Raw genomic sequence first — 22,726 nt, forward strand, 5'->3', positions numbered from 1 at the left:
CATGCTGACACATATCCATATCCGTGATTTCGCCATCATTGAGGCGCTTGACCTCGAGCTGCTCCCCGGCATGACCGCCCTGACTGGGGAAACGGGGGCGGGCAAATCCATCCTGCTCGACGCCATCGGGCTGGTGTTGGGCGACAAGGCTGACAGCAGCAGCGTGCGCCATGGCGCTGACCGGGCTGAAATCACTTTGAGCGTGGACATCACCCAGACGCATTCCGCCCGAACCTGGTTGGAAGCACAGGAGATGGATGGCGGTGACGACATTTGCATCCTGCGCCGCGTCATTGCCGCCAATGGCAAATCACGCGCCTGGATCAACGGTTCCCCCGCCAACCTCACCCAATTACGCGAACTCGGCGAACAACTGGTCGACATTCACGGCCAGCACGAACACCAATCGCTGATGAAAAAAGACGCCCAGCGCAGCATGCTGGACGCTTTCGCCGGTAACGACGCCCTGCTGGCCAACACCCGTGATGCCTGGAAACAGTGGAAGGCGTTGCATGAACGCATCAACCTGCTATCCAGCCAGCATCAGCAACATCAGGAACGGCTTGATTTGCTACGCTTTCAGGCACAGGAACTGGGCGCGCTGCAAGTGCATGCTGACGAGCCTGCGCAGCTCGACGAAGAACTCAACCGGTTGGCCAATGCCGAACAGTTGCGCGCCACCGCTGCCCACGGCTATGACCAGCTTTACGACAGCGAACCTTCGTTGTACTCCATCCTTGGCCGCCTGATCCACGAACTGGAAGCTCAACTAGGCGTTGACACGCGCCTGCAAACACCTCACGAATTGCTGGCCAGTGCACAAATCCAAGTGCAGGAAGCCGCCATCGGGCTGCGTGATTACGCTGACAGCTTGGACTTGGATCCGGAACGCCTGCAATGGGTGGAAAACCGCATCGCCGACATCCGCAGCCTTGCCCGCAAGTACCGCATTGAACCGCACGAGTTGCCGGAGCGCCTCGCCCGGATCGAAGTCGAACTAGCGCAGTTGGGAAGCGACGATTACGACCTTGAGACGCTGGAAAAACAACTGCGTGAAGCCGCCGCCGCTTACCGCAAACAGGCCGACACGTTGAGCACTGCGCGCAGCCAAGCCGCCCGGCAACTGTCTGACAGCGTCTCCAGCGCCATGCAGGAACTTGGCATGCAAGGTGGTAAATTCGTCATTGTCGTGACCCAGGATCCTGACGCAAGCTTCCAGGCAATGGGGTTGGACAATATCGAGTTCACAGTCAGCGCCAACCCAGGCCAACCACCAAAACCGTTGGTGAAAGTGGCGTCCGGCGGCGAATTGTCACGTATCAGCCTTGCCATCCAGATGATCGCGGCGCAGAAAGTCACCCTTCCCGCCCTGATCTTCGATGAAGTGGACACCGGCATTGGCGGCGGCATCGCTGAAGTGGTCGGCAAACAACTCCGGGCATTGGGTGAAAACCGGCAGGTGTTGTGCGTCACCCATTTGCCCCAGGTTGCTTCACAGGCGCAGCAGCAATACAAAGTCACCAAACTCAAGGGCAGGACGCATACCAGCACCGGCATTCAGCACCTGACGCAGGAACAGCGGGTGGCGGAAATCGCCCGAATGATAGGGGGAATCGAAATCACCCCAACAACACGCGCACTGGCGGAAGAAATGCTGGGCGAGCCTTCATCCAAATGACAGATACAACGAAAGGCTGTCAGAATGAGGCTTCCAGTGGGGTTATAGGACGGGATGATATGGTATAAAACAGACAAATGGAGGCTGAACTCAGAATCGAACTGAGGTCTACGGATTTGCAATCCGCTGCATTACCACTATGCTATTCAGCCTGAGTGGTAGCAAAAGCTACTTGCAGAAAAATTGGAGCGGGAAACGAGGCTCGAACTCGCGACCCCAACCTTGGCAAGGTTGTGCTCTACCACTGAGCTATTCCCGCATTAAGCCAGATCAAAAGAACGGTGAAAATAAATGCTCTTTTGTAAAAATTGGAGCGGGAAACGAGGCTCGAACTCGCGACCCCAACCTTGGCAAGGTTGTGCTCTACCACTGAGCTATTCCCGCTAAACAGGCTGCGAATATTAAATATAGCAGCCGACAGTGTCAACCGGTGAAGCTATTTTTTTTAACCACCGCGTCACGAATGGCCAAGCAAAGCCGATAATCCGTCTTCGCCTATCACTTCCACCCCAAAATTTTGCGCTTTTTCCAGTTTGGAGCCTGCATTCTCGCCTGCAATGAGCGCTGTAGTCTTCTTGGAGACACTTCCTGCCACTTTGGCACCCAAGGATTCCAGATCAGCCTTAATCTCGTCACGCGAACGGCTGAGTGTGCCAGTAATGACATAGGTTTTACCCGCCAGCGGCAAAGCCTCCAGCGGCTTGGCTGCATAATCCTGCCAGTGGACACCCAGCTCACGCAGCTGCTGGATAGTGTCGCGGTTATGTGTTTCCTGGAAAAATTGCGCAATATTGGCGGCAACCACTGGGCCGACATCAGGAACCCGTTTCAGGGTTTCCTCATTGGCTGATTGCAAAGCTTCCAGCGAACCAAAATGCCGAGCCAGAGCCTTGGCTGTTGCTTCCCCAACTTCGCGGATACCGAGACCGAAAATAAAGCGTTCCAGTGTGGTGGACTTACTTTTTTCCAGCGCATTAACCAGATTCTCAGCAGACTTTTCACCCATACGTTCCAGTGCGGCAATCTGCTCCTTCTTCTCAATCAGGCGATATAAGTCATCAACGTGGCGAATCAATCCCTGCTCGAAAAATTGTTCCACCAGTTTGTCACCCAGGCCGTCAATATTCATGGCCTTGCGCGAGGCGAAATGTTTGATGGCTTCCTTGACCTGCGCCGGGCAATACAACCCGCCAGTGCAACGGAACACAGCTTCACCTTCAGGGCGTTGTACATCCGAACCACATACCGGACAGTGCGTAGGCATTTCAATCTGACGGGAGTCTGGTGGGCGGCGCTCCAGAATGACACGGGCGACTTCAGGGATCACATCCCCTGCCCGCCGGACAATGACGGAATCGCCAATACGCACATCCTTGCGCTCGATTTCATCCATATTGTGCAGGGTGGCATTGCTGACGGTGACACCGCCGACAAACACCGGCTTGAGGCGGGCAACAGGGGTCAGTGCGCCCGTGCGGCCAACCTGGAATTCCACATCTTCCAACACGGTGATTTCTTCCTGTGCCGGAAACTTATGGGCGGTCGCCCAACGCGGCGCGCGGCTGACAAAACCAAGTGCCTGCTGCAAGGCAATGGAATTGACCTTGTAGACCACACCATCGATGTCATAAGGCAAGCTTTCCCGACGGGCACCTGTATTGCGGTAGTATTCCAGACAACCTTGCGCACCCTGCACCAACCGGATGTCAGGGCAGACACGGAATCCCCACGCCGCCAGTTGTTGCAGCATGGCGTAATGCGTGTCCGGCATTGCACCACCTTCCACCAGACCAACTGCATAGCAGAAAATAGTCAGCGGGCGCTGCGCCGTAATGCGTGAATCCAACTGGCGCAAACTGCCTGCTGCGGCGTTGCGCGGGTTGACGAAGGTTTTCGTGCCTTCTTTGCGCAAGCGTTCGTTCAGGGCATTGAAACCGGCTTTGGGCATGTAGATTTCTCCCCGGACTTCCAGCACCTGCGGCCAGCCTTCGCCCATCAGGCGCAGGGGAATTGCCTCGATGGTACGCACGTTTTGCGTCACATCCTCGCCGGTTTCGCCATCACCACGGGTAGCGGCACGGGTGAACACACCGTTTTCGTACAGCAGGCTGATGGCAAGGCCATCCAGTTTGGGTTCGGCAGCGAATTCGATTTCCGCATCCGATTTCAGGCGGTCGTGGATGCGCTTGTCAAAGGCCAATAATTCTTCATCACTGAACACATTGCCCAGCGAAAGCATCGGGATCGCGTGGCGGACTTCACCAAATTCGCTCAGTGGCGTGCCGCCAACCCGCTGGGTGGGGGAATCGGCTGTGACCAGTTCCGGGTGTTCTGTTTCCAACGCCTGCAATTCACGGAACAGACGGTCGTATTCAGCATCCGGGACTTCCGGGTCGTCCAGCACGTAGTAACGGTGATTGTGATAGCGAAGCTGTTCTCTCAGTTTTTCAATTTGTTGTGTAATGTTTTGCATATTATTTCCCGAAAACGGCAATCGATTCGACATGCGAGGTATGCGGGAACATATCCATCACCCCTGCCCCCAACAATCGGTAGCCATGCGTATGCACCAGCTCACCCGCATCCCGCGCCAGCGTCGCTGGGTCACAGGACACGTAGACAATCCGTTTGGCCTTGAGCTTGCCAATATGTGCAATCACTTCTTTCGCCCCAGCGCGCGGCGGGTCAAGCAGGATTTTGTCGTAACTGCGTTTCAGCCACGGCTCGTGTTTGAGCGCGTCCTCATCCATCAGATTGCAAGCAAAATAATCAGTATTGTGGATGCCATTGGCTTCGGCAGCAGCACGGGCACGCTGCACCATAACATTTTCGCCTTCCACCCCAATCACCTGGGCAGCATGACGCGCCAGCGGCAGGGTGAAATTGCCAAGGCCGCAGAACAGATCCAGCACGGTATCGGTCGCTTCAGGAGCCAGCAATTCCAGCGCCCGCGCCACCATCTTGCGGTTCAGCGCCTGATTGACCTGCACGAAATCCAGCGGAGCGAAGTTAACCTTTGTGTTGAACTGCGGGTGCCCATAATACAATTCCGCGCCCTCCGGCCACACACCATGCACCGTATCCGGCCCGCCTGGTTGCAAATAAAGCTGGTAATTGAATTCGCGGGCAAAGTTCAGCAGCTTGGTGAGGTCACCTTCAGCAAGCGGCTCCATGTGCCTAAAAACCAAAGCCGTTGCATTGTCACCCACTGCGGCTTCAATCTGTGGGATCGAATCCTTCGCCTCCAAACTGCCAATCAGTTGCTGGAAATCCGTCAGATGTTCGCCCAGGGTGGGATGCAGGATTTCACAGCGTCCCAGTTCAGCCAGGAAGCCGCCATTTTTTTCGCGGAAACCGACCAGGGCTTTGTCTTTCTTGCGTACCCAGCGCGCACCCAGACGTGCCTTGCGCCGGTAAGCCCAGCCGTCAGCAGCCAGTGGTTCGAACACGGTTTCTGGTTCCACTTTGCCGATACGCCGCATCTGCTCAAGCATGGCCTGCTGCTTGTGCTGGATTTGCGCATCCAGCGCGATGTGTTGCCAACTACAACCGCCACAAATGCCAAAATGGGCGCATTTTGGATCAACCCGCTCCGGTGAAGGCGTAAGGACGGTTTCCACCTTGCCTTCGTCATGCTTCTGCTTGTGTGAGGTGTAGCGGAATGTGACCTGTTCGCCGGGCAATGCGCCATCAATGAACACCGTCTTGCCATCCACCCTGGCGACACCTTGGCCATCCAATGTCAGGGATTCGATCGTCGCTTCCATCAGAGGACTGTTTTGTACACCACGCGGCTTGCGTTTACGGCTCATGCACCCGGCTCCCACGCAGACTCAAAAGCTTGCAGGTGTTCCTTGCCGGAATGCTGGAGGTGTTTGCGCACCAGGGCACATTCCAGATCGTACTTTTCATGGGTGATATGGCCGCGCATCAGCTGGAAACGCAGGTATACCAGCCAGGTGTTGAGCACATCGGTTTCGCAGTAATTACGGATGTCGGCGATGCGCCCTGCCTGATACGCATCCCACACCTTGGAGCCATCCATGCCCATTTTGCCGGGGAAACCGAACAAGGTCGCCAGCTCATCCAGCGGCGCATTGGCGCGCCCGGTGTACATGGCCAGCAAATCCATCAGGTCGGTATGGCGGGTATGGTAACGGCTGATGTAATTGTTCCACTTGAAGCTCTGGTCGTCTTCGCCCATGTCCCAGTAACGTGGCGCAGAAATCTTGTGCAACATGGCACGGTAATGGATCACCGGCAGGTCAAAACCACCGCCATTCCACGACACGATGGTTGGCGTATAACGGTCAATGCCGTCGAAGAAACGCTGGATGATTTCCTTTTCATCGGCATTTTCATCACCCAGCGACCAGACCTTGAACTCGTCACCGCGCCCCCGGAAAGTGACCGAAATGGCGGCAACCCGGTGCAGGTGGTGCGCCAGGAATTCTGAGCCGATTTTCTGGAAACGCAGGTGGAACATGGCCTTGGCAATGCCGTCCGCATCCAGGTCGCCAAGGTTGTAAAGCTTGCGTCCACCCTCAATATCCGGGATGGTTTCAATATCGAAAACCAGTGTGTTCACAAATTTCTTCCCGTGTAAAAGGGGGTGATTATACCGATCCCTCCGCCCGAAAAGGAGAGACCGCAAGCTATGTTTCCCTCCCTTGCGGCATGCTTTCCTGCCTTGGCAATCCAGCCGTTGGCTACAAAATAACACCCGGAAGCCAACCAAATATTTTGTGCACCGCAACAAAATTCATGGAAACCTCATGAACTTTTCGCTAAATTGGGTAGTCGCAGCATGTATGCATACTGCATATTTAGATGTTCATGAGGTTAAATTATGAAAAATTACGTCATTATCGGCCACTTATGGTTACGCGCCATTGAATTCGTCAATGAAGAAAGGGCAGACGCCTACATCACCAAGAACTGCAACCCAGAGACAGAGTGCGGAAAATATACACAGGAAGAGTTTTACACTGAGTTCCAGGAGTTTTACCTTGAGTCCCATGAATACGGGGTCAATGAATATGGTGCATTGCGCTTGATTATCATCCGTGAGCCTTGACACACCCGCCAGACACACCATCCATTCCCCTCCCCATCCTCCAGATCAGGCAGGAAAGACTCCGGTAGAAATGTAACGGTCTCCACGGTCGCAAATGATGGCGACTATTGTGGCGTTTCTAAGCTCTTTCGACAGGCGCAAAGCAGCCGCCACGGCCCCCCCGGATGACACGCCGCAGAAAATGCCTTCTTCCGCCGCAAGACGGCGCATGGTGACTTCTGCCTCCTGCTGGCTCATGTCCATTTCACGGTCAATTTCATCGCGGTGGAATATTTCTGGCAGGTACTCAGGAGTCCAGCGGCGGATACCAGGAATCTGGTCGGATTGGGTGGCAGGCTGTACGCCGATGATCTGGATGTCAGGATTTTGGGCTTTCAGGAAACGCCCTGTGCCCATGATGGTGCCGGTCGTGCCCATGCTGCTGACAAAGTGCGTGACCGTGCCATGGGTGTCGCGCCAGATTTCCGGGCCGGTGCCTTCAGTGTGCGCGCGCGGGTTGTCGGGGTTGGCGAATTGGTTCAGCACCTTGCCCTTGCCGTCGCGCTCCATTTGCAAGGCAAGATCGCGCGCGCCTTCCATGCCTTCCGCCTTGGTGACCAACACCAATTCAGCGCCATAGGCTTTCATGGAGGCGCGCCGTTCTGCGCTCATGGTTTCCGGCATGATCAGCACCATCCTGTAGCCTTTGATGGCGGCGGCCATCGCCAGCGCAATGCCGGTGTTGCCGCTGGTGGCTTCAATCAAGGTGTCGCCGGGCTTGATTTCACCCCGCTCTTCCGCATGGCGAATCATGGAAAGCGCCGGGCGGTCTTTTACGGAGCCTGCCGGATTGTTGCCTTCCAGCTTGACCAAAATGGTGTTGGTGGTTTCGCCCGGCAGGCGTTGCAGGCGCACCAACGGGGTGTTGCCGATAAAGTCTTCGATGGTGGGGTAATGCATGTTTGTCGCTCTTGAAGTGGTTTCAAGCTAAAAAGCTTACCTGCCGTCTTGTTACAGCACAATCCTTGTTTCACCCCCTACCTAATAACCGATTTGGCTTGACCTTGTCGTGCATTAGTGACAGTTTAAGTTTGATAAATCAAAACAATAAACGAGAAAGCCTTTGAATCCTGCAACCACACCTTTGCATGATGAACCACGCCATAATGCTGACGCCCCTCCTGTCCGTTGGGTAGGCCGGATTCCGGTTTCTGCCGCCATGCATGCGCAAAGCGAACTGGATCTGAGCCGCCGTTCGGTCAGCGGCGTGTTTGTCTATGTCTTCGGCTGGCTTATTTTGGTGTTGGGGACGGACATCACCCAATTACAACCTGCTTTTGTTTATAGCATGGGCATAACCTTGCTTACGCTTGGCCTGTTGAGGGTTCTGTTGATGCGGCGCTTTCCAACACTCTACCAGGAGAAGCCTGGGGCATGGCGCTCGTTGTTCGTGTTCGGATTACTGTCCGCCTCCGGCTCATGGTCGCTGTTCACTGCCTGGGGATTGGTGAGCCTGGGCTTGACCGCCCAGGGCAGCATCATGCTGCTGCCAATGCTGATGCTCAGTGTCGGAGGCTCCGCCAGCACCGCGCCCAACCGCTTACTGCTGACCGTTTATACCAATCTCTTGCTGATGCCGCAGATCATCGTGTTGTTGGCGATGGGAACCAGCGCTGCCTACACGGCGGCGGCGGCGATGCTCATCTTCGGCATTTTCACCCTGATATTCGGCAACAGCATCCACCGCGATTATTACCAGTTGCTGTACAAGAACGACCTGCTGGAACAGCAAGCCGCCAAACTGGCGAAAGCTAAGGAAACCGCTGAAGTCGCCAATCAGGCCAAGAGCCGCTTTCTGGCCAATATGAGCCATGAACTGCGCACACCCATGAATGGCATTTTGGGCGCCAGCGAATTGCTGATCCCGTTGGCCTCAACAGAGGATCAGAAACGATACATTGCCATGATCCACCGCAGCGGCAAAACCTTGCTGTCGTTGCTGAACGACCTGCTCGATTTTTCCAAAATTGAAGCGGGAAAAATGGACGTGGAAGCAATCCCCTACGACTTCAGGGAGATGGCCGCCCATTTGCAGCATTTGCTGGCCATCCGCGCCCAGGAAAAAGGGCTCACATTCACCGTCAACATTGACAAGGCCATCGCCCTGCGCATCGTGGGCGATGAAACCCGCACCCAGCAAATACTTATCAACCTGCTGGGCAACGCCATTAAATTCACCGAAAAGGGGGAAGTTTCACTCAACGTTTTTTTGCGCAACGCCAACCAGCAGTTACGTTTTGAAGTCCGGGATAGTGGCATCGGCATCCCGGAGGAAAAACAGCCATTGCTGTTCCACAGTTTCCAGCAGATGGAAACCTCCACGGCGCGCAAATACGGCGGCACCGGGCTGGGCCTGGCGATTTCCCGGCAACTGGTCAAACTCATGGCTGGCGACATCGGCGTGGACAGCAAGGCCGGGGAAGGCTCCTGTTTCTGGTTTGAAATACCGTATCTGGCAGCAGCCAACACGCCTGAAAAAACCGCAGCGCCTGTGATCCCGCAGGATGTCCCGCTGCACCCCACCCATCGCATCTTGCTGGCGGAAGATAACTTCATCAATCAGGCCATCGTCAAGGCCATGTTGGAAAGCTTGGGGTTGCGCAGCATTGACACCGTCGAAAATGGCGAGCAAGCCCTGCAGAAACTGGCTGAAAAAGATTACGACCTGGTGCTGATGGATGTGCAAATGCCCGAATGTGATGGCCTGGAAGCCAGCCGCCATATCCGCGGAATGCAACCCAGGGCAGGAATGGCCCCAGTCCGTAACCCAGCCATTCCAGTCATTGCCCTGACCGCCAACATAATGCCGGAGGACATCAGGAAATGCCTGCAAGCGGGCATGGACAGCCATTTGGGCAAGCCGCTGGAGACGCAAGCCCTGGCGCTGGAACTGCGCAGATGGTTACGGGGCGATGGTTTGCCTGCCTGCCCCAAGCAACATAACAAAGGCGACAGCGTAGCGGCGCTCATCAGCGACTGACAGCTCCATTGCCCCCACCCCCAGCGCAGCGGCTGTCCCCTGAGTGACGCCATGCAGATGCAGCCAGGGTTTGCCGCGCGCATCATGGGCAGTTTCAATTTCATGCCAACGCGCATCTTTGCCAAAGCCGGTGCCAAGCGCCTTGACAACCGCTTCCTTGGTGGCGAAACGCTTCGCCAGCCAGGCAGCCTGTTTGCTCACCGATAAAAACTGCTCCAGTTCGGCAGGGTGAAGGATGCGTTCGGCAAAACGTTGGGGATGGCGCTCCAGCATCTGCTCAATACGCCCAATTTCCACAATGTCAGTGCCGATCCCAATAACATTCATGACGCTGCGCGCGCGCCCTGCATCAGCGCCAGCATTTCCGCCGTCGCTTGGCGGATGCCGACAAAAATGGCGCGGGCGACCATGGAATGGCCAATGTTAAGTTCACGGATTGGCGGGATGGCGGCAATCGCCTGGGTGTTGTGATAATCCAGCCCATGCCCGGCATTGACCTGGATGCCGAGGCTATCGGCAAACTCGGCGGCGTTACGGATACGGGCGAGTTCACGCTGTTGGTCAGCACCCGTGGCGTTGGCGTAAGCGCCGGTATGCAACTCAATCACTGGCGCGCCTATATCCAGGGCTCGCCGGATATGCTCAGGCTCCGGTTCGATGAACAGCGACACACGGATACCGGCGCTGCCCAAGCGCTGGGTGGCGTTACGGATGCGCTCAAACTGGCCGATGATGTCCAGCCCGCCTTCGGTCGTCAGTTCCTCACGCTTTTCCGGCACGATGCAACAGTCATTGGGCAAGACATCGCAGGCGATATCCACCATTTCAGCCGTGGCTGCCAGCTCCAGATTCAGGCGGGCGCTGCACATTTTGCGGATGGCGTAGGCGTCCGCGTCCTGAATATGGCGGCGGTCTTCCCGCAGGTGGATGGTGATCGCTTGCGCACCCGCATCCTCCACCAAGCGGACAGCTTCCAGCAGGTCAGGATAGGGTGTGCCGCGCGCTTGGCGGATCGTGGCGATATGGTCGATATTGACCCCAAGTTCGATCTTATTCATTGAGCAATTGTCTCGCATTCAAGGTTTTGCCGTTCAGCAGCATCTGGATCAGGTGATCAAGCAGTTGGCGTAATTCCCTGCATTGGCCAGCGTTCATCGTTTCCGGCTCACGCAAGGCGATCAGCAAACTGCCGGGAACCGGAACGCCCTTGCCCTCCCCTGCATCCGGATACAGGCCATGGTCAGGGCGAAAACGGTAACGCGCCAGCGGCAAAATATCACGCCCTCCTGCATCATCATGCCACAGGTTCAGAACATAGCCCGCAGCCGCCAATACGTCCAGTTCAAACAAGGGCAACGCCAGCAAATCTGCCGGAACCAGCAAGCGCGTCAAGGTGCGCTGATAATGGCCAAACAGTTCAGGTTGCGGCTGATCCCGCCAGAGTGCGCGCAATAACAGCTCATTCGCGTAAATGGCGCGGATCAAACCTATGCCTTTCAGCGCATAACGATGGGTTTCATCGGCATGGAACAGGGTAAACACCTCTCCCCTGCCAACCCAGTTGGCTTCCAGCAGGCGGAACGGTTCCAGCATTCCCCTGGCGCGGGTTCCCTTGCCCTTGGTGAATTTGGCCACACAGGTGATTTTGCCCGCTTCCCGGCTGAACATGTCCAGCAACAGGCTGGTGTCGCGGTAAGCATTGCGCCGCAGGATGAAGGCTGGGGAAAGTTCGGCTGGTACAGGCATACAACAACCTAACGCGGGGTCACATCAATGCTGCTGGTCGCCAGCTGAATTTCATACAGAAAGCACAGCAAGGCGCTCACCAACGCGAACATCGCCAGAATAAACAAGATGGAAATCACGTTTGACAAGTCCACCCCGATCATTGCACTGAGAAACAATGTGCCGATCACCACGCAAACCAGCAAGGCGCAGCCAGTGGAAAGGCCTATCGCCCAATGGATCAGGCGCGCCCGTTGCGACAATACCGACATTTCCTTGTGGATGAACGTTGTCGCCAGTTCCAAGGCTGTCGGCAACTGGACATCCAGGACGCGGAAGCGGTCAACGACCCGCGCCAGACGATTGACCAGCACGGATAACAGCGAACCCACCCCAGTCAGCAAAAAGACGGGGGCCACCGCCAATTGGATGACATGTGCGACATTGGCGATGACATCAACTTCCTGCATCAATGAGCCCATGGAATACCTTTTCCAGCACAAATACAGCCGTCAGGATGAAATGCCAAGGCTATGCAAGTGGCGCGGGCTGTTTTCCCAGTTTTCCTCCACCCGCACCCACAGCTTGAGCATGACCTTGCGCTCCAGGAAACCTTCCAGCGCAATGCGGGCGGAACTGCCGATGCGCTTGAGGGTTTCCCCCTTATGGCCAATCACAATGCCCTTCTGGTTGTCGCGGCTCACCCAAATGGCGGCGTTGATTTCGGTAAGCTTGGGGCTTTCCTTGAAAGCCTCGATTTCAACGGCGGTGGCGTAAGGCATTTCCTGATGCAAGTACTGCATCAACTGTTCGCGGATCAGCTCGCTGCAAATGAAACGGGTGGACTGGTCGGTAAGGTCATCTTCCTCATAAAGCCACTCCTGCGCAGGCATGACCTTGGCCAAGGCGGCCTTAAGCTGTTCTGTATTGACGCCTTTAACAGCAGACAGCGGGAAAACCTCCTGGAATGGGTGTTTCGCCAGCACTTCCGGCAACCAGCCCAGCAACCGCTGCTTTTCCTTTACCCTGTCAACCTTGTTGGCCGCCAGGAAAACTGGGCGGTTGATATGGGCAAGACGCTGCAACACCAGTGCATCTTCGTCTGTCCATTTCATGGCTTCCACAATCATCACGACGGCATCCACACCCTCGATCGCCGCCACAGCCTCCATATTGATGGTCTTGTTGAGCAGGCTTTTGGAGGTGCGGTGAATGCCGGGAGTGTCAACGAATATGATCTGGTTTTCGCCTTCAGTCAGGATGCCGCGTATGCTGTGCCGCGTGGTTTGCGGTTTGTTGGCGATCGCGGAAACCTTGAAACCGATCAGGTGGTTCATCAGGGTGGATTTACCGACATTGGGGCGCCCAATGATGGCAACATGGCCACAGCGCTTCATGGCGACACCTGCTCGAAGGCAAACCTGGCGGCCGCCTGCTCTGCCTTGCGGCGGCTGCTGGCAGTCCCTTGGGTGCGGATACCCATATCTAAAATGACGCACTCCGCCGTGAACGTCTGCCGATGGGCCTCCCCTTCCACATCCAGCAAATTGTATTCTGGCAGGGCATGGCCACGTGACTGAAGAAATTCCTGCAAGCGGCTTTTGGGATCCTTAAGGGTATCTTCGGAAGGCAGTTTTTCCAGTTGTTCACCGTAAACCGCCAAAATAAAGGCTTTCGCCGCTTCCAGACCCTGTTCCAGATAAATGCAACCGATCAGCGCCTCAAGCGCATCAGCAAGGATGGATTTACGCCGAAAACCGCCGCTTTTTAACTCTCCTGGCCCCAAACGCAGAAAATCGCCAATGGAAAGTTCAGCCGCAATGCTGGCCAAGGCATTTTCGTTGACAAGTGAGGCGCGTAACCGGCTGAGGTAGCCTTCGCTGGCTCGGGGAATGCGCTTATAAAGCTCCGTGGTGATAATTAGACCAAGCACGCTATCACCAAGAAACTCCATCCGCTCGTTATGTTTGCCATCTGCGCTGCGATGGGTAATGGCGCGGATGAAAGTGTCCGTCGCCATCAGTTCCCTGCCCAACAATCTAGTCAGTTTGTTCAAGTATCTCCAGCCTTTCCCAACTCTTTCGAATATTCAAATGTAGTCAAAAAATCAATATTGGCAATCCAATGTTTACGCACTTCGTAGTTGACTGCAAGCGCATGGACATTCTCTTTTCCCTCGACCTGCTCGATTGAAAAATTCTCCGGTTTGATGCCGTATATGCCATTGATATCAAGATAATCAGAAACTTTTCCCCGAATTTGTTGCGTTGATGCATTTCGTAGGGAGGAATCCATTGCAATCTTGTCCATCAATGAATGCACGGCATAAAACTCAATGTAGATGGGCGCTAGTTTAACTATTGTTATAAAAGCAAATATGACAACGCCCAGACCCGCCACCCATGAAATGAAAGTGGCACCTTTTTGTTTATGCATAATGAATACCTTTATTGTTATTAATTAATTTTTAGACAAAAAACCTACAGGATTAATTTATCGCCTTGCCAATCCGTGAAAATTTGAAGCCATCCCCCCCCATATTCAGGTGCATCCAGACATAAGTTGCTTTACCAACGATATTGGCTTCAGGCACCAATCCCCAGAAACGGCTGTCATTACTCATATCCCGGTTATCGCCCATCATGAAGTAATGACCCGCTGGCACCACAATGGAGCCGGTTCTTCCAGGTGTGTTAGGGATTATCAGAATATCATGAGCCACCCCCAACAAATCTTCCACTTGACGGGCGGTATCGCGTTTATCGTTATGCTGGTCAAGCGCCATATAACCGCCCGCATCAGTATGCTGCAAATCCACACCATTGACCCGGAGGGATTTATTGTCCCACTCCAGCACATCACCCGGAATGCCGACCACACGCTTGATGTAATCCACTTTCGGATTTTCAGGGTAACGGAACACCATCACATCACCACGCTGAGGCTCCCCCAGATTTAGGATTTTGGTGTGCAAAACCGGTAAGCGTAAACCATAGGCAAACTTGTTCACCAGAATAAAATCGCCAATTTCCAGCGTAGGCAGCATGGAGCCTGAAGGTATGCGGAAGGGTTCAGCCACAAATGACCGCAGCAGCAACACAATCAACAATACCGGGAAAAATGAACGTGCATACTCCACCAACACCGGCTCTGTGTCACCCGATCGCTTCCCGGCAAGCACAACGTACAACAGCCAGATGACGCCGGTCACTGAGGTGGCCGCAACCAGCCAGAATTCCAGATCAAAATCCATCTTTCGTCCTTATCAGTCGTTATTTGTCGCCTACTTTCAAAACGGCGAGGAAAGCTTCCTGCGGAATTTCCACACTGCCCACCTGTTTCATGCGCTTTTTGCCTTCTTTCTGTTTTTCCAGCAATTTGCGCTTACGGCTCACGTCGCCGCCATAACACTTCGCCAGCACGTCCTTACGCATCGCCTTGACCGTGCTGCGGGCAATAATATTGCTGCCAATGGCGGCCTGGATCGCAACTTCGTACATCTGGCGCGGAATCAGATCCTTCATTTTTTCCACCAATTGGCGACCGCGCGACTGGGCGAAATCACGGTGGAGCATCAACGCCAAAGCATCCACTTTTTCACCATTGACCAGAATGTCGACGCGCACCATCGGCGCAGGCTCAAACCGTTCCATCGCATAATCAAAGGAGGCATAACCACGGCTAACGGATTTAAGGCGGTCAAAGAAATCCATCACCACTTCCGCCAGCGGCAATTCGAAGGTCAGGGAGACCTGATTGCCCATGTATTGCATGTTTTTCTGCACACCGCGTTTTTCAATGCACAGGGTGATGATGTTGCCCACGTATTCCTGCGGGGTAAGGATGGAGCCACGGATGATCGGCTCACGGATTTCCTTGATCTTGTTCACCACCGGCATTTCTGCGGGGCTATGGATCATGGTGGTTTCGCCGTTGGTTTGCTCCACTTCATACACCACGGTTGGCGCAGTCGTGATCAGGTTGAGGTTGTATTCGCGCTCCAGCCGCTCCTGCACGATTTCCATGTGCAACATGCCCAGAAAACCGCAACGGAACCCGAACCCCAGCGCCTGCGAAGTTTCCGGCTCATAGAACAGCGCGGAATCATTCAGCTTGAGCTTGGACAAGGCTTCGCGCAGGTTTTCGTATTGGTCGGATTCAACCGGAAAAATGCCTGCGAAAACCCGTGGCTGGATTTCCTTGAACCCCGCCAAGGGCGTTTCCGCCGGTTTTTGCGCCTCGGTAATCGTGTCACCGACTTTCGCCGCCGAGATTTCCTTGATGCCCGCGATCATGAAACCCACTTCACCTGCCCGCAGCACATCCAGATCTTTGGTCTTTGGTGTGTAAACGCCAACCCGCTCCACCTGGAAATCACGCCCACTGGACATGAAGCGGATTTTCATTTTCTTCCGGACTTCACCATCCACCACCCGCACCAACACCACCACACCGAGGTAGTTGTCAAACCATGAATCAATGATCAAGGCTTTCAGCGGCGCATCCGGGTCTCCCTGGGGCGGTGGAATGCGTTCCACCAGCTGCTCCAGCAGGTCTTCGATGCCAATGCCGGTTTTGGCGCTGACGCGCACGGCGTCAGCGGCGTCAATGCCGATAATCTCTTCAATTTCTTGGCAGACGCGTTCCGGGTCAGCAGCGGGCAAATCAATCTTGTTGAGCACCGGCACCACTTCCAGGTTCAGGTCAATGGCGGTGTAACAGTTGGCGACGCTTTGCGCTTCCACACCCTGGGAGGCATCCACAACCAGCAAAGCCCCATCACAAGCCGCCAGCGAACGGGAAACTTCATAGGAAAAATCCACATGCCCCGGCGTATCGATGAAGTTCAAATGAAAGGTTTCACCATTGCGCGCCTTATAATCCAACGAAACGCTCTGCGCCTTGATGGTGATGCCGCGTTCACGCTCCAGATCCATCGAATCCAGCACCTGAGCTTCCATCTCGCGATCCTCCAGGCCGCCGCAATGCTGGATGAAACGGTCGGACAAAGTCGACTTCCCGTGGTCGATGTGCGCAATGATCGAGAAGTTGCGGATGTTCTTGTTCGCTTCACCCATGCTGTAATGCTTGCCTCAAAATCGCTTCGTCGAAGAAATGCCGGAACAGAATCCGATCCGCTAACGCCACTACAGGAATATCCGCATTAAAACGTTGCCGTAACACAGGGTCTGCGTCGATATCCACCAGCACAAAGCCAAAATTCAGTTCTTCCTGAAATTCAGCTAAAAGGGCTGTCATCTCGTCACACAGATGACAGCCCTGGCGATAATACACGGTCAGATGGAGTTTTGCTTCACTCTGTTGCATTTGCCTCAATCTTCATGGCCAGAAAACGTGCGGAACCGCCACGTTGCACCAGCACTGCGGCTGTTTTTCCAGTTTCCAAGGCACTGGCGATTTTTTGTAATTGCTCAGGGGAGTTAATTGTTCGGCCATCCAATTGGGTCATAATATCCCCCTCCATTACCCCCGCTTTGCGGGCAGGTTCGCCAATCACAGCGTCAACCCTGACACCTTCATTATTTTCAATGCCCAATGCTTGACGGGTCGCCTCATCGAGGGCAGACACCTGCATGCCAAGGGTGCCAGTGACCGGCGCGGGCGGTGCAGGGGCGTTTTCCGGCGTGGCCTGCGTTTGCGCCTCCCTGTCTGTTGGCAATTCGGCGACTGTCAGGGAGACGTTCTCCCGTTTGCCATGACGCAAGACTTCAACCCAAACAGACTGGCCCAATGGAGCCCCCGCAACAATCGGCGGCAGCGCGGACGCATTTTCAACCGGCTTGCCATTAAAGCGCAAGATGACATCACCCTGGCGCAAAACGCGTGCAGCAGGCCCGTCCATGAGCACTTGGGCAACCAATGCCCCTTCTGGCTTGGCCATTTTGAAAGATTCTGCCAAGTTGGCGTCAATTTCCTGCACATAAACACCGATCCAGCCGCGCGAAACCGAGCCTTTCCGCTTCAACTGCTCAATGACGCCACGGGCAACATCAATGGGAATCGCAAAAGAAACCCCCATGAACCCACCTGAACGGCTATAAATCTGCGAATTGATGCCGACCACTTCACCGTCCAGGTTGAACAATGGGCCGCCAGAGTTACCAGGGTTGATCGCCACATCGGTCTGGATAAATGGCACATAGTTTTCATCAGGCAGGCTGCGGCCTTTGGCGCTGACAATCCCGGCCGTTGCGCTATGGTCGAAACCAAAAGGTGAACCAATAGCCAACACCCATTCACCAACCTCAAGGTTTCGGGATGTGCCTATTTTCAGCACCGGCAGGTGATCAGCTTCGATCTTCAGTAGCGCAATGTCGGAGCGCGTATCACTGCCGACAATGCGCGCTGGCAGCTCCCGCCCATCGCTCAACTTGACCTTGACTTCAGTTGCGTTATCAACCACATGTTGATTGGTGACGATATAACCATCAGCGGAATAAATAAAACCCGAACCCCGTGAGTTGCTATCAAAATTAAACGGGGCTCCCCCACCATTGCCATGATCAAGAAAACGCTGCATCAGCTCGTCAAACAGCTCTTCAGCTTCCGGGGTTTGCAGCTCCTCAGGCAACATTTTTTTCGGGGAAAACGATTGGCGCGTACTGATATTGACGACTGCTGGGCTGTTTTTCTTCACCAAGCCAGTAAACTTAGGCAAATCACGCGATTGCGCCACTCCGCCCACCAACAAAATCCACACGCAAATTGCCGCTTGCAGCACCCGCATCAACATGCAAGCCCCTCTCCATTAAAACGGTGGAACACTATGCCATTACCCCAAGAAGCAATGATGAATATTATGCAAGCGGAAGTATTTGTGTGTAAGCGGGCTGTCTGGCCAAACGCAGAATAACCGGCTGGGAAACACTGGAACGGAAAGAACAGGAAACCACAAAATTGGCCAGCCGCAACCCTCCCAGCAACCCGGCCACACCACCCAAGATGGAACCGGGTTCGGCTCCCACCCCCAGCCAAGCGAAAGCGGCTTGCCCGATGATCGCCGCCAGGATCAAGCCCACCAACGGCAACAAATAAGCCAACAAGGAATAAATGACCAACGCTTGCCCCTGAACGCCAACCACCACGCTATCGCCTGGACGCGCATAGACAGGATTCAGGACACGCATCTTTTGCGGCTCCCGATGCAAAAACGCAAAAGGTGATGAAGATGAACAGGACGATTTTCCGGCACAGGCGGCGCACCCGCTAGCTTCTGCGCCTCCTTGTTGCGGGATTACCCATGCCTGCCCCGATTCAACACTAACCACCAACGCTGTTTGTTCGATCATCCCTGTATCCCCTTGTGCTATTTTATCCGCATAATAACTTGGGGAGCTTGACTTAAACTTAACCATCCTGAAATTGCCATCACTGGACATGCCGTAGCCCTTCGCCAATAGTCTTCAGTGTGGCCACAGGCACTTCACCCACCAACGCCACGCTATATTTATCCACCTCGGTCGTATAAATATTCGTAGCACCTGCCGAAAATTCCAAGCTTTCCAACACGCCGGGGGTGCCGGGCGGCGCAACGAACACCGATACGGAGGTCATGCCATCGGAAAGGATAAGCTGCCTTAACGGCGTTTGCCCACTGCCAGAGCTTTGGTGCAAATCCTGCACCAACTGAAAACCAGCCGGAAGGGTTCCAAACACCCAATCAGTGCTGGAAATCGCGGGCGGCGCATTCCCTGATGGACGTGCATCAGCACGGAACTGAACGGGATCCCCAACGGTTGGCGCAATATCCAGCGACGTGAACATCAACTGTTCGACAGACTGGTGGGAACGGTCAATCAAGGAATATTTCAACAGCATGCCACTGGCGGGGTCAATACAGTAACGTTGCAGGTAACGCATCTTGTCACGGGGGCGGGCAACCACTATCTGGCAGTTGCGGTTGGCAACAAACTCCTGCCCGCCCATGTCCAGTGAATACACCTGCTCCATTTGTGGCTGCACCTGCTGGAGCTTGGCCAATGAAAAGCTTTCCACCTCTTCAGAAACAGGATCCTTCCCTTGTGCAAGGCGGACTACGCTTTCCCTTTCCGCCCCATTTTCAAGTTTATGGCTGATCTGATAGGTGGAAAGCTCATTCCCCTGAGCATACACCAATGTGCCCGAATAATTGAGGGTGTGGACAGCGCTCCGCATTTGCGCCAGCAAATCCATCGCCTCATCCGCCATGCCAGCCGCTGACCATACCAGCGCGCCCGCCAACACCGCAAAAGACAAGGGCTTCTTAACGTTCATTGGCATAGGAAATCGCTCTGATCGAAGGCGCAATCACTGTGGTGGAAGCATATTTCACATGCTGCGCCACATATTGTTTCAGGATGTCGCGTGTTTGCGGGTTGATCCGCCCAAGCTGCTGGATGCGCGCATCGGTCGCCGCTGCGTCAGCAACCTGTGTCGCCGCTGCCGGAGCAGATGGGGGAGGCGTCTGCGCAACAGCCACCGCTGGAGCAGGATTGCTCATCGCTGTCTGGACTTGCGGTTCCGGATGCTTGAGGAACAGCATCCCGCCCACTGCAACCGCCGCCACCGTTGCAGCCATCCCCATTCCGGCCCATTGCCACGGCCGCACCACTGGTGCTGGAGGCGCTTGCTTCTGAACCGGCATTTGCACGACAGCTTGTTCATAAGCGGGTTCATCCGCCAGTTCATCCTGGATGCGGGACAACAGGGAAGTTCCTGTGCTCATACGCTGGCCTTTGCCTGTGCGCATGGCTTCGCCAATCAGGGCGTAACGGGAAAAAGTCTGGGCTAGCTCCCCATCCTTTCCCAATTCATCCAGCAAACGGCGGCGCTCAAATTCGCCAGCCTCGTCGTCAAGGAATGCCGACAAGAACTCTTCTTTACTTGTGTTCATATCACTTTCACCTGCACCTGAGACACTACTCTCGGGGGTACTTAGCCTAGTAGTGGCCTCAATACTTTATCAATCGACTCACGCGCCCGGAAAATCCGAGAACGTACAGTACCTATTGGACATTCCATTGTCACTGCGATTTCTTCATAACTCATGCCTTCCAGCTCACGTAAAATGATGGCGGTGCGCAAATCTTCCGGCAGCCCATCAATCGCTTGGGTGATGACTTCCTGAATTTCCGCCGTCAACATTTCACGCTCGGGCGTGGCATATTCCTTTAGAGCGGATTCACCGCTAAATTGTTCCGCCTCATCTGCATCAATATCGATGTCAGGTAAACGGCGGCTTTGCGACACCAAATGATTTTTAGCGGTGTTGATCGCAATCCGGTAAAGCCAAGTATAAAATGCGCTTTCCCCACGGAAGTTTTTCAACCCCCGGTACGCTTTGATGAAAGCTTCCTGCGCCACATCCTCAGCAGTATCATGGTCATGGACGTACCGCAGCACCAGGTTGATGACTTTGTGCTGATATTTTATGACCAGAATATCGAATGATTTTTTATCCCCCGACTGTACCCGCTGCACCAGTTCGAGGTCAGTTAGACTAGCGCCCATCAGGGCTTTTCTCCTTGGTTATTATCTCACAAGGATTATATGCTACATGCCATAGTGCGGCATTAGAATAGTTGGACTTGATGAATTCCACTCCGGAAGTGAGAGGTGAAAGATGTACGATGTACTGATCATCGGCAGTGGCGCCGCTGGCCTGACCCTGGCGTTGAGCCTGCCAGAAAGCTGCCGGATCGCCGTGTTAAGCAAGGATGTCATTACCGAAGGCAGCACAGTTTACGCGCAAGGGGGAATTTCTGCGGTGCTGGACGCCACTGACAGCGTGACCTCCCATATCGAAGACACGCTCAACGCCGGAGCAGGCCTATGTGACACCAAGGCCGTCCGTTTTACCGTGGAAAATGGCGCTGAATCCATCCATTGGCTGCTGGATGCCGGAGTTCCGTTCACCCGCGAAGAACATGACGCCAGCCGCCTGCACCTGACCCGTGAAGGTGGCCACAGCCATCGCCGCATCGCCCACGCCGCCGATGCCAGTGGCGCTGCGATTGAAAACACCTTGGTCGCCCAAGTGCGCCAGCGCGCCAACATCACCGTTCTGGAACACCATATCGCCGTCGACCTGATCACCTCGCGCAAACTTGGCCACCGCAGCAACCGTTGCATTGGTGCCTATGTGCTCAACCGCAAAAGCAAGCGCATCAACACGTTACAGGCCCGTTTCACCGTGCTGGCGACAGGCGGGGCAAGCAAGGTTTATTTGTACACCAGCAACCCGGATGGGGCCAGCGGCGACGGCATCGCCATGGCATGGCGGGCAGGCTGCCGGGTCGCCAATATGGAATTTATGCAATTCCACCCGACCTGCCTGTATCACCCGCACGCCAAATCCAGCCTGATCACCGAAGCCGTGCGCGGTGAAGGCGGGCGCCTGCTGTTGCCGGACGGAACCCGTTTCATGCCGACATTCGACCCGCGCGCCGAACTGGCACCCCGCGATATCGTGGCGCGCGCCATTGACCACGAAATGAAGCGGTTGGGGCTGGAATGCGTCTACCTCGACATCAGCCATAAACCGAAGGATTTTATCCTCAGCCATTTCCCCAACGTTTATGCCACTTGTGAAAAATTTGGCTACGACATGAGCACGCAACCAGTGCCGGTTGTTCCCGCCGCCCACTATACCTGCGGCGGCGTCATGGTCGACCAGGATGGGCGCACAGATGTGGATGCCCTCTATTGCATCGGCGAAGCTTCCTGCACCGGCCTGCACGGCGCCAACCGCATGGCCAGCAATTCTTTGCTGGAGTGTGTTGTGTACGGCAAATCCAGCGCCCAGGACATCAGCGCGCGGCTGGACGAACCGCCGCTTGACCTGCCCATCCCGCATTGGGACGAAAGCCGTGTCACAGACTCGGACGAGCGGATTGTCATCACCCACAACTGGGACGAAATCCGCCGTTTCATGTGGGATTACGTGGGCATTGTCCGCACCACCAAGCGCCTGCAACGCGCCCTTAACCGCATGGAGTTGTTGCTGCGGGAAATCGATGAGTATTACGCCAACTTCCGCGTCACCAGCGACCTGATCGAATTGCGCAACCTAGCGCTGGTTGCCTGGCTGATCATCCGTTCCGCACTGAACCGGCCGGAAAGCCGTGGGCTGCACTACACGCTGGACTATCCCAAACTGGATCACAAACTGGATAGCGTCCCTACCGTTTTGGACCCGATTACCACCTACCATCCTTATTGATTTGCT

At 54.9% G+C, this 22,726-nt stretch carries 23 protein-coding genes and 3 tRNA genes; 4 read left to right on the plus strand and 22 right to left on the minus strand.

Annotated elements, in window-relative coordinates; genetic code table 11:
• The first annotated feature begins 1 nt into the window (after position 1).
• On the plus strand, positions 2 to 1,678 hold the full coding sequence (gene recN, locus VSS37_RS17370; RefSeq protein ID WP_324697242.1) for a DNA repair protein RecN: 1,677 nt from the start codon (positions 2 to 4) through the stop codon (positions 1,676 to 1,678).
• Positions 1,679 to 1,756: 78 nt separating this feature from the next.
• On the opposite strand, the gene VSS37_RS17375 is transcribed toward recN, so the two are convergent.
• From VSS37_RS17375 to VSS37_RS17400, 6 genes are all read right to left on the minus strand, one after another.
• Positions 1,757 to 1,830: transfer RNA gene (locus tag VSS37_RS17375), tRNA-Cys, on the minus strand.
• 32 nt (positions 1,831 to 1,862) lie between these two features.
• A tRNA-Gly gene (locus VSS37_RS17380) sits at positions 1,863 to 1,937 on the minus strand.
• 50 nt (positions 1,938 to 1,987) lie between these two features.
• Positions 1,988 to 2,062: transfer RNA gene (locus VSS37_RS17385), tRNA-Gly, on the minus strand.
• Between the two features lie 73 nt (positions 2,063 to 2,135).
• Positions 2,136 to 4,151 (minus strand): NAD-dependent DNA ligase LigA, encoded by a 2,016-nt coding sequence (gene ligA, locus VSS37_RS17390; RefSeq protein WP_324697244.1) that lies wholly within the window; start codon positions 4,149 to 4,151, stop codon positions 2,136 to 2,138.
• A 1-nt stretch (position 4,152) separates the two neighbouring features.
• Positions 4,153 to 5,490: a 23S rRNA (uracil(1939)-C(5))-methyltransferase RlmD gene (rlmD, locus tag VSS37_RS17395; RefSeq protein ID WP_324697246.1), complete on the minus strand. Its 1,338-nt coding sequence runs from the start codon at positions 5,488 to 5,490 to the stop codon at positions 4,153 to 4,155.
• Positions 5,487 to 6,266: a 3'-5' exonuclease gene (locus VSS37_RS17400; protein ID WP_324697247.1), complete on the minus strand. Its 780-nt coding sequence runs from the start codon at positions 6,264 to 6,266 to the stop codon at positions 5,487 to 5,489. The genes rlmD and VSS37_RS17400 overlap by 4 nt, the downstream gene beginning before the upstream one ends.
• A 261-nt stretch (positions 6,267 to 6,527) precedes the next feature.
• On the opposite strand from VSS37_RS17400, the gene VSS37_RS17405 reads away from it, so the two are divergent.
• Positions 6,528 to 6,755 (plus strand): hypothetical protein, encoded by a 228-nt coding sequence (locus tag VSS37_RS17405; RefSeq protein WP_324697248.1) that lies wholly within the window; start codon positions 6,528 to 6,530, stop codon positions 6,753 to 6,755.
• A gap of 45 nt (positions 6,756 to 6,800) precedes the next feature.
• On the opposite strand, the gene cysM is transcribed toward VSS37_RS17405, so the two are convergent.
• Positions 6,801 to 7,694 carry a cysteine synthase CysM gene (cysM, locus tag VSS37_RS17410; protein ID WP_324697249.1) on the minus strand — a complete coding sequence of 298 codons (894 nt, stop codon included), beginning with the start codon at positions 7,692 to 7,694 and terminating at the stop codon, positions 6,801 to 6,803.
• Positions 7,695 to 7,857: 163 nt separating this feature from the next.
• Between cysM and VSS37_RS17415 the strand changes: the two genes are divergently transcribed.
• The gene (locus tag VSS37_RS17415) at positions 7,858 to 9,774 is read left to right on the plus strand and encodes an ATP-binding protein (protein ID WP_324697250.1); all 1,917 of its coding nucleotides are present in this window, start codon (positions 7,858 to 7,860) and stop codon (positions 9,772 to 9,774) included.
• On the opposite strand, the gene acpS is transcribed toward VSS37_RS17415, so the two are convergent.
• The 15 genes from acpS to rpoE all read right to left on the minus strand — a co-directional run bounded on the left by acpS (position 9,697) and on the right by rpoE (position 21,009).
• Entirely contained in the window at positions 9,697 to 10,101 is a 405-nt protein-coding gene (gene acpS, locus VSS37_RS17420; protein ID WP_324697251.1) for a holo-ACP synthase, read from the minus strand. The two genes, VSS37_RS17415 and acpS, sit on opposite strands and share 78 nt — an antisense overlap.
• Positions 10,098 to 10,832: a pyridoxine 5'-phosphate synthase gene (gene pdxJ, locus VSS37_RS17425; RefSeq protein WP_324697253.1), complete on the minus strand. Its 735-nt coding sequence runs from the start codon at positions 10,830 to 10,832 to the stop codon at positions 10,098 to 10,100. Before pdxJ ends, acpS begins: the two co-directional genes overlap by 4 nt.
• Positions 10,825 to 11,520 carry a DNA repair protein RecO gene (gene recO / locus VSS37_RS17430; RefSeq protein ID WP_324697254.1) on the minus strand — a complete coding sequence of 232 codons (696 nt, stop codon included), beginning with the start codon at positions 11,518 to 11,520 and terminating at the stop codon, positions 10,825 to 10,827. The genes pdxJ and recO overlap by 8 nt, the downstream gene beginning before the upstream one ends.
• A gap of 8 nt (positions 11,521 to 11,528) precedes the next feature.
• Positions 11,529 to 11,981 (minus strand): DUF2721 domain-containing protein, encoded by a 453-nt coding sequence (locus tag VSS37_RS17435; RefSeq protein ID WP_324697256.1) that lies wholly within the window; start codon positions 11,979 to 11,981, stop codon positions 11,529 to 11,531.
• Positions 11,982 to 12,011: 30 nt separating this feature from the next.
• Complete coding sequence (gene era, locus VSS37_RS17440; protein WP_324697258.1) at positions 12,012 to 12,896, minus strand: GTPase Era; 885 nt, start codon at positions 12,894 to 12,896, stop codon at positions 12,012 to 12,014.
• Positions 12,893 to 13,555 carry a ribonuclease III gene (rnc, locus tag VSS37_RS17445; RefSeq protein ID WP_324697259.1) on the minus strand — a complete coding sequence of 221 codons (663 nt, stop codon included), beginning with the start codon at positions 13,553 to 13,555 and terminating at the stop codon, positions 12,893 to 12,895. Before rnc ends, era begins: the two co-directional genes overlap by 4 nt.
• A complete protein-coding gene (locus tag VSS37_RS17450; RefSeq protein WP_324697260.1) occupies positions 13,552 to 13,935 on the minus strand; it encodes a DUF4845 domain-containing protein in 384 nt (127 codons plus the stop codon). Before VSS37_RS17450 ends, rnc begins: the two co-directional genes overlap by 4 nt.
• A gap of 52 nt (positions 13,936 to 13,987) precedes the next feature.
• On the minus strand, positions 13,988 to 14,752 hold the full coding sequence (gene lepB, locus VSS37_RS17455; protein ID WP_324697261.1) for a signal peptidase I: 765 nt from the start codon (positions 14,750 to 14,752) through the stop codon (positions 13,988 to 13,990).
• Positions 14,753 to 14,771: 19 nt separating this feature from the next.
• Positions 14,772 to 16,577, minus strand: coding sequence for a translation elongation factor 4 (gene lepA / locus VSS37_RS17460; RefSeq protein WP_324697262.1), 1,806 nt, complete (start codon positions 16,575 to 16,577; stop codon positions 14,772 to 14,774).
• On the minus strand, positions 16,570 to 16,827 hold the full coding sequence (locus VSS37_RS17465) for a glutaredoxin family protein (protein ID WP_324697264.1): 258 nt from the start codon (positions 16,825 to 16,827) through the stop codon (positions 16,570 to 16,572). The genes lepA and VSS37_RS17465 overlap by 8 nt, the downstream gene beginning before the upstream one ends.
• Positions 16,814 to 18,253, minus strand: coding sequence for a Do family serine endopeptidase (locus VSS37_RS17470; protein WP_324697265.1), 1,440 nt, complete (start codon positions 18,251 to 18,253; stop codon positions 16,814 to 16,816). The genes VSS37_RS17465 and VSS37_RS17470 overlap by 14 nt, the downstream gene beginning before the upstream one ends.
• Before the next feature lie 64 nt (positions 18,254 to 18,317).
• Positions 18,318 to 18,809, minus strand: a complete 492-nt coding sequence (locus tag VSS37_RS17475; RefSeq protein ID WP_324697267.1) for a SoxR reducing system RseC family protein — start codon at positions 18,807 to 18,809, stop codon at positions 18,318 to 18,320.
• 79 nt (positions 18,810 to 18,888) lie between these two features.
• Positions 18,889 to 19,779, minus strand: coding sequence for a MucB/RseB family sigma factor regulatory protein (locus VSS37_RS17480; RefSeq protein WP_324697269.1), 891 nt, complete (start codon positions 19,777 to 19,779; stop codon positions 18,889 to 18,891).
• Positions 19,763 to 20,392, minus strand: coding sequence for a sigma-E factor negative regulatory protein (locus VSS37_RS17485; protein ID WP_324697271.1), 630 nt, complete (start codon positions 20,390 to 20,392; stop codon positions 19,763 to 19,765). Before VSS37_RS17485 ends, VSS37_RS17480 begins: the two co-directional genes overlap by 17 nt.
• Before the next feature lie 41 nt (positions 20,393 to 20,433).
• Positions 20,434 to 21,009: an RNA polymerase sigma factor RpoE gene (gene rpoE / locus VSS37_RS17490; RefSeq protein ID WP_324697273.1), complete on the minus strand. Its 576-nt coding sequence runs from the start codon at positions 21,007 to 21,009 to the stop codon at positions 20,434 to 20,436.
• A 112-nt stretch (positions 21,010 to 21,121) separates the two neighbouring features.
• Here rpoE and nadB point away from each other — a divergent pair, with 112 nt between their 5' ends.
• On the plus strand, positions 21,122 to 22,720 hold the full coding sequence (gene nadB, locus VSS37_RS17495) for an L-aspartate oxidase (protein ID WP_324697274.1): 1,599 nt from the start codon (positions 21,122 to 21,124) through the stop codon (positions 22,718 to 22,720).
• Positions 22,721 to 22,726: the final 6 nt, after the last annotated feature.

Origin of the sequence: Candidatus Thiothrix phosphatis (assembly GCF_035668035.1) — a bacterium.
Lineage (GTDB): Bacteria > Pseudomonadota > Gammaproteobacteria > Thiotrichales > Thiotrichaceae > Thiothrix > Thiothrix phosphatis.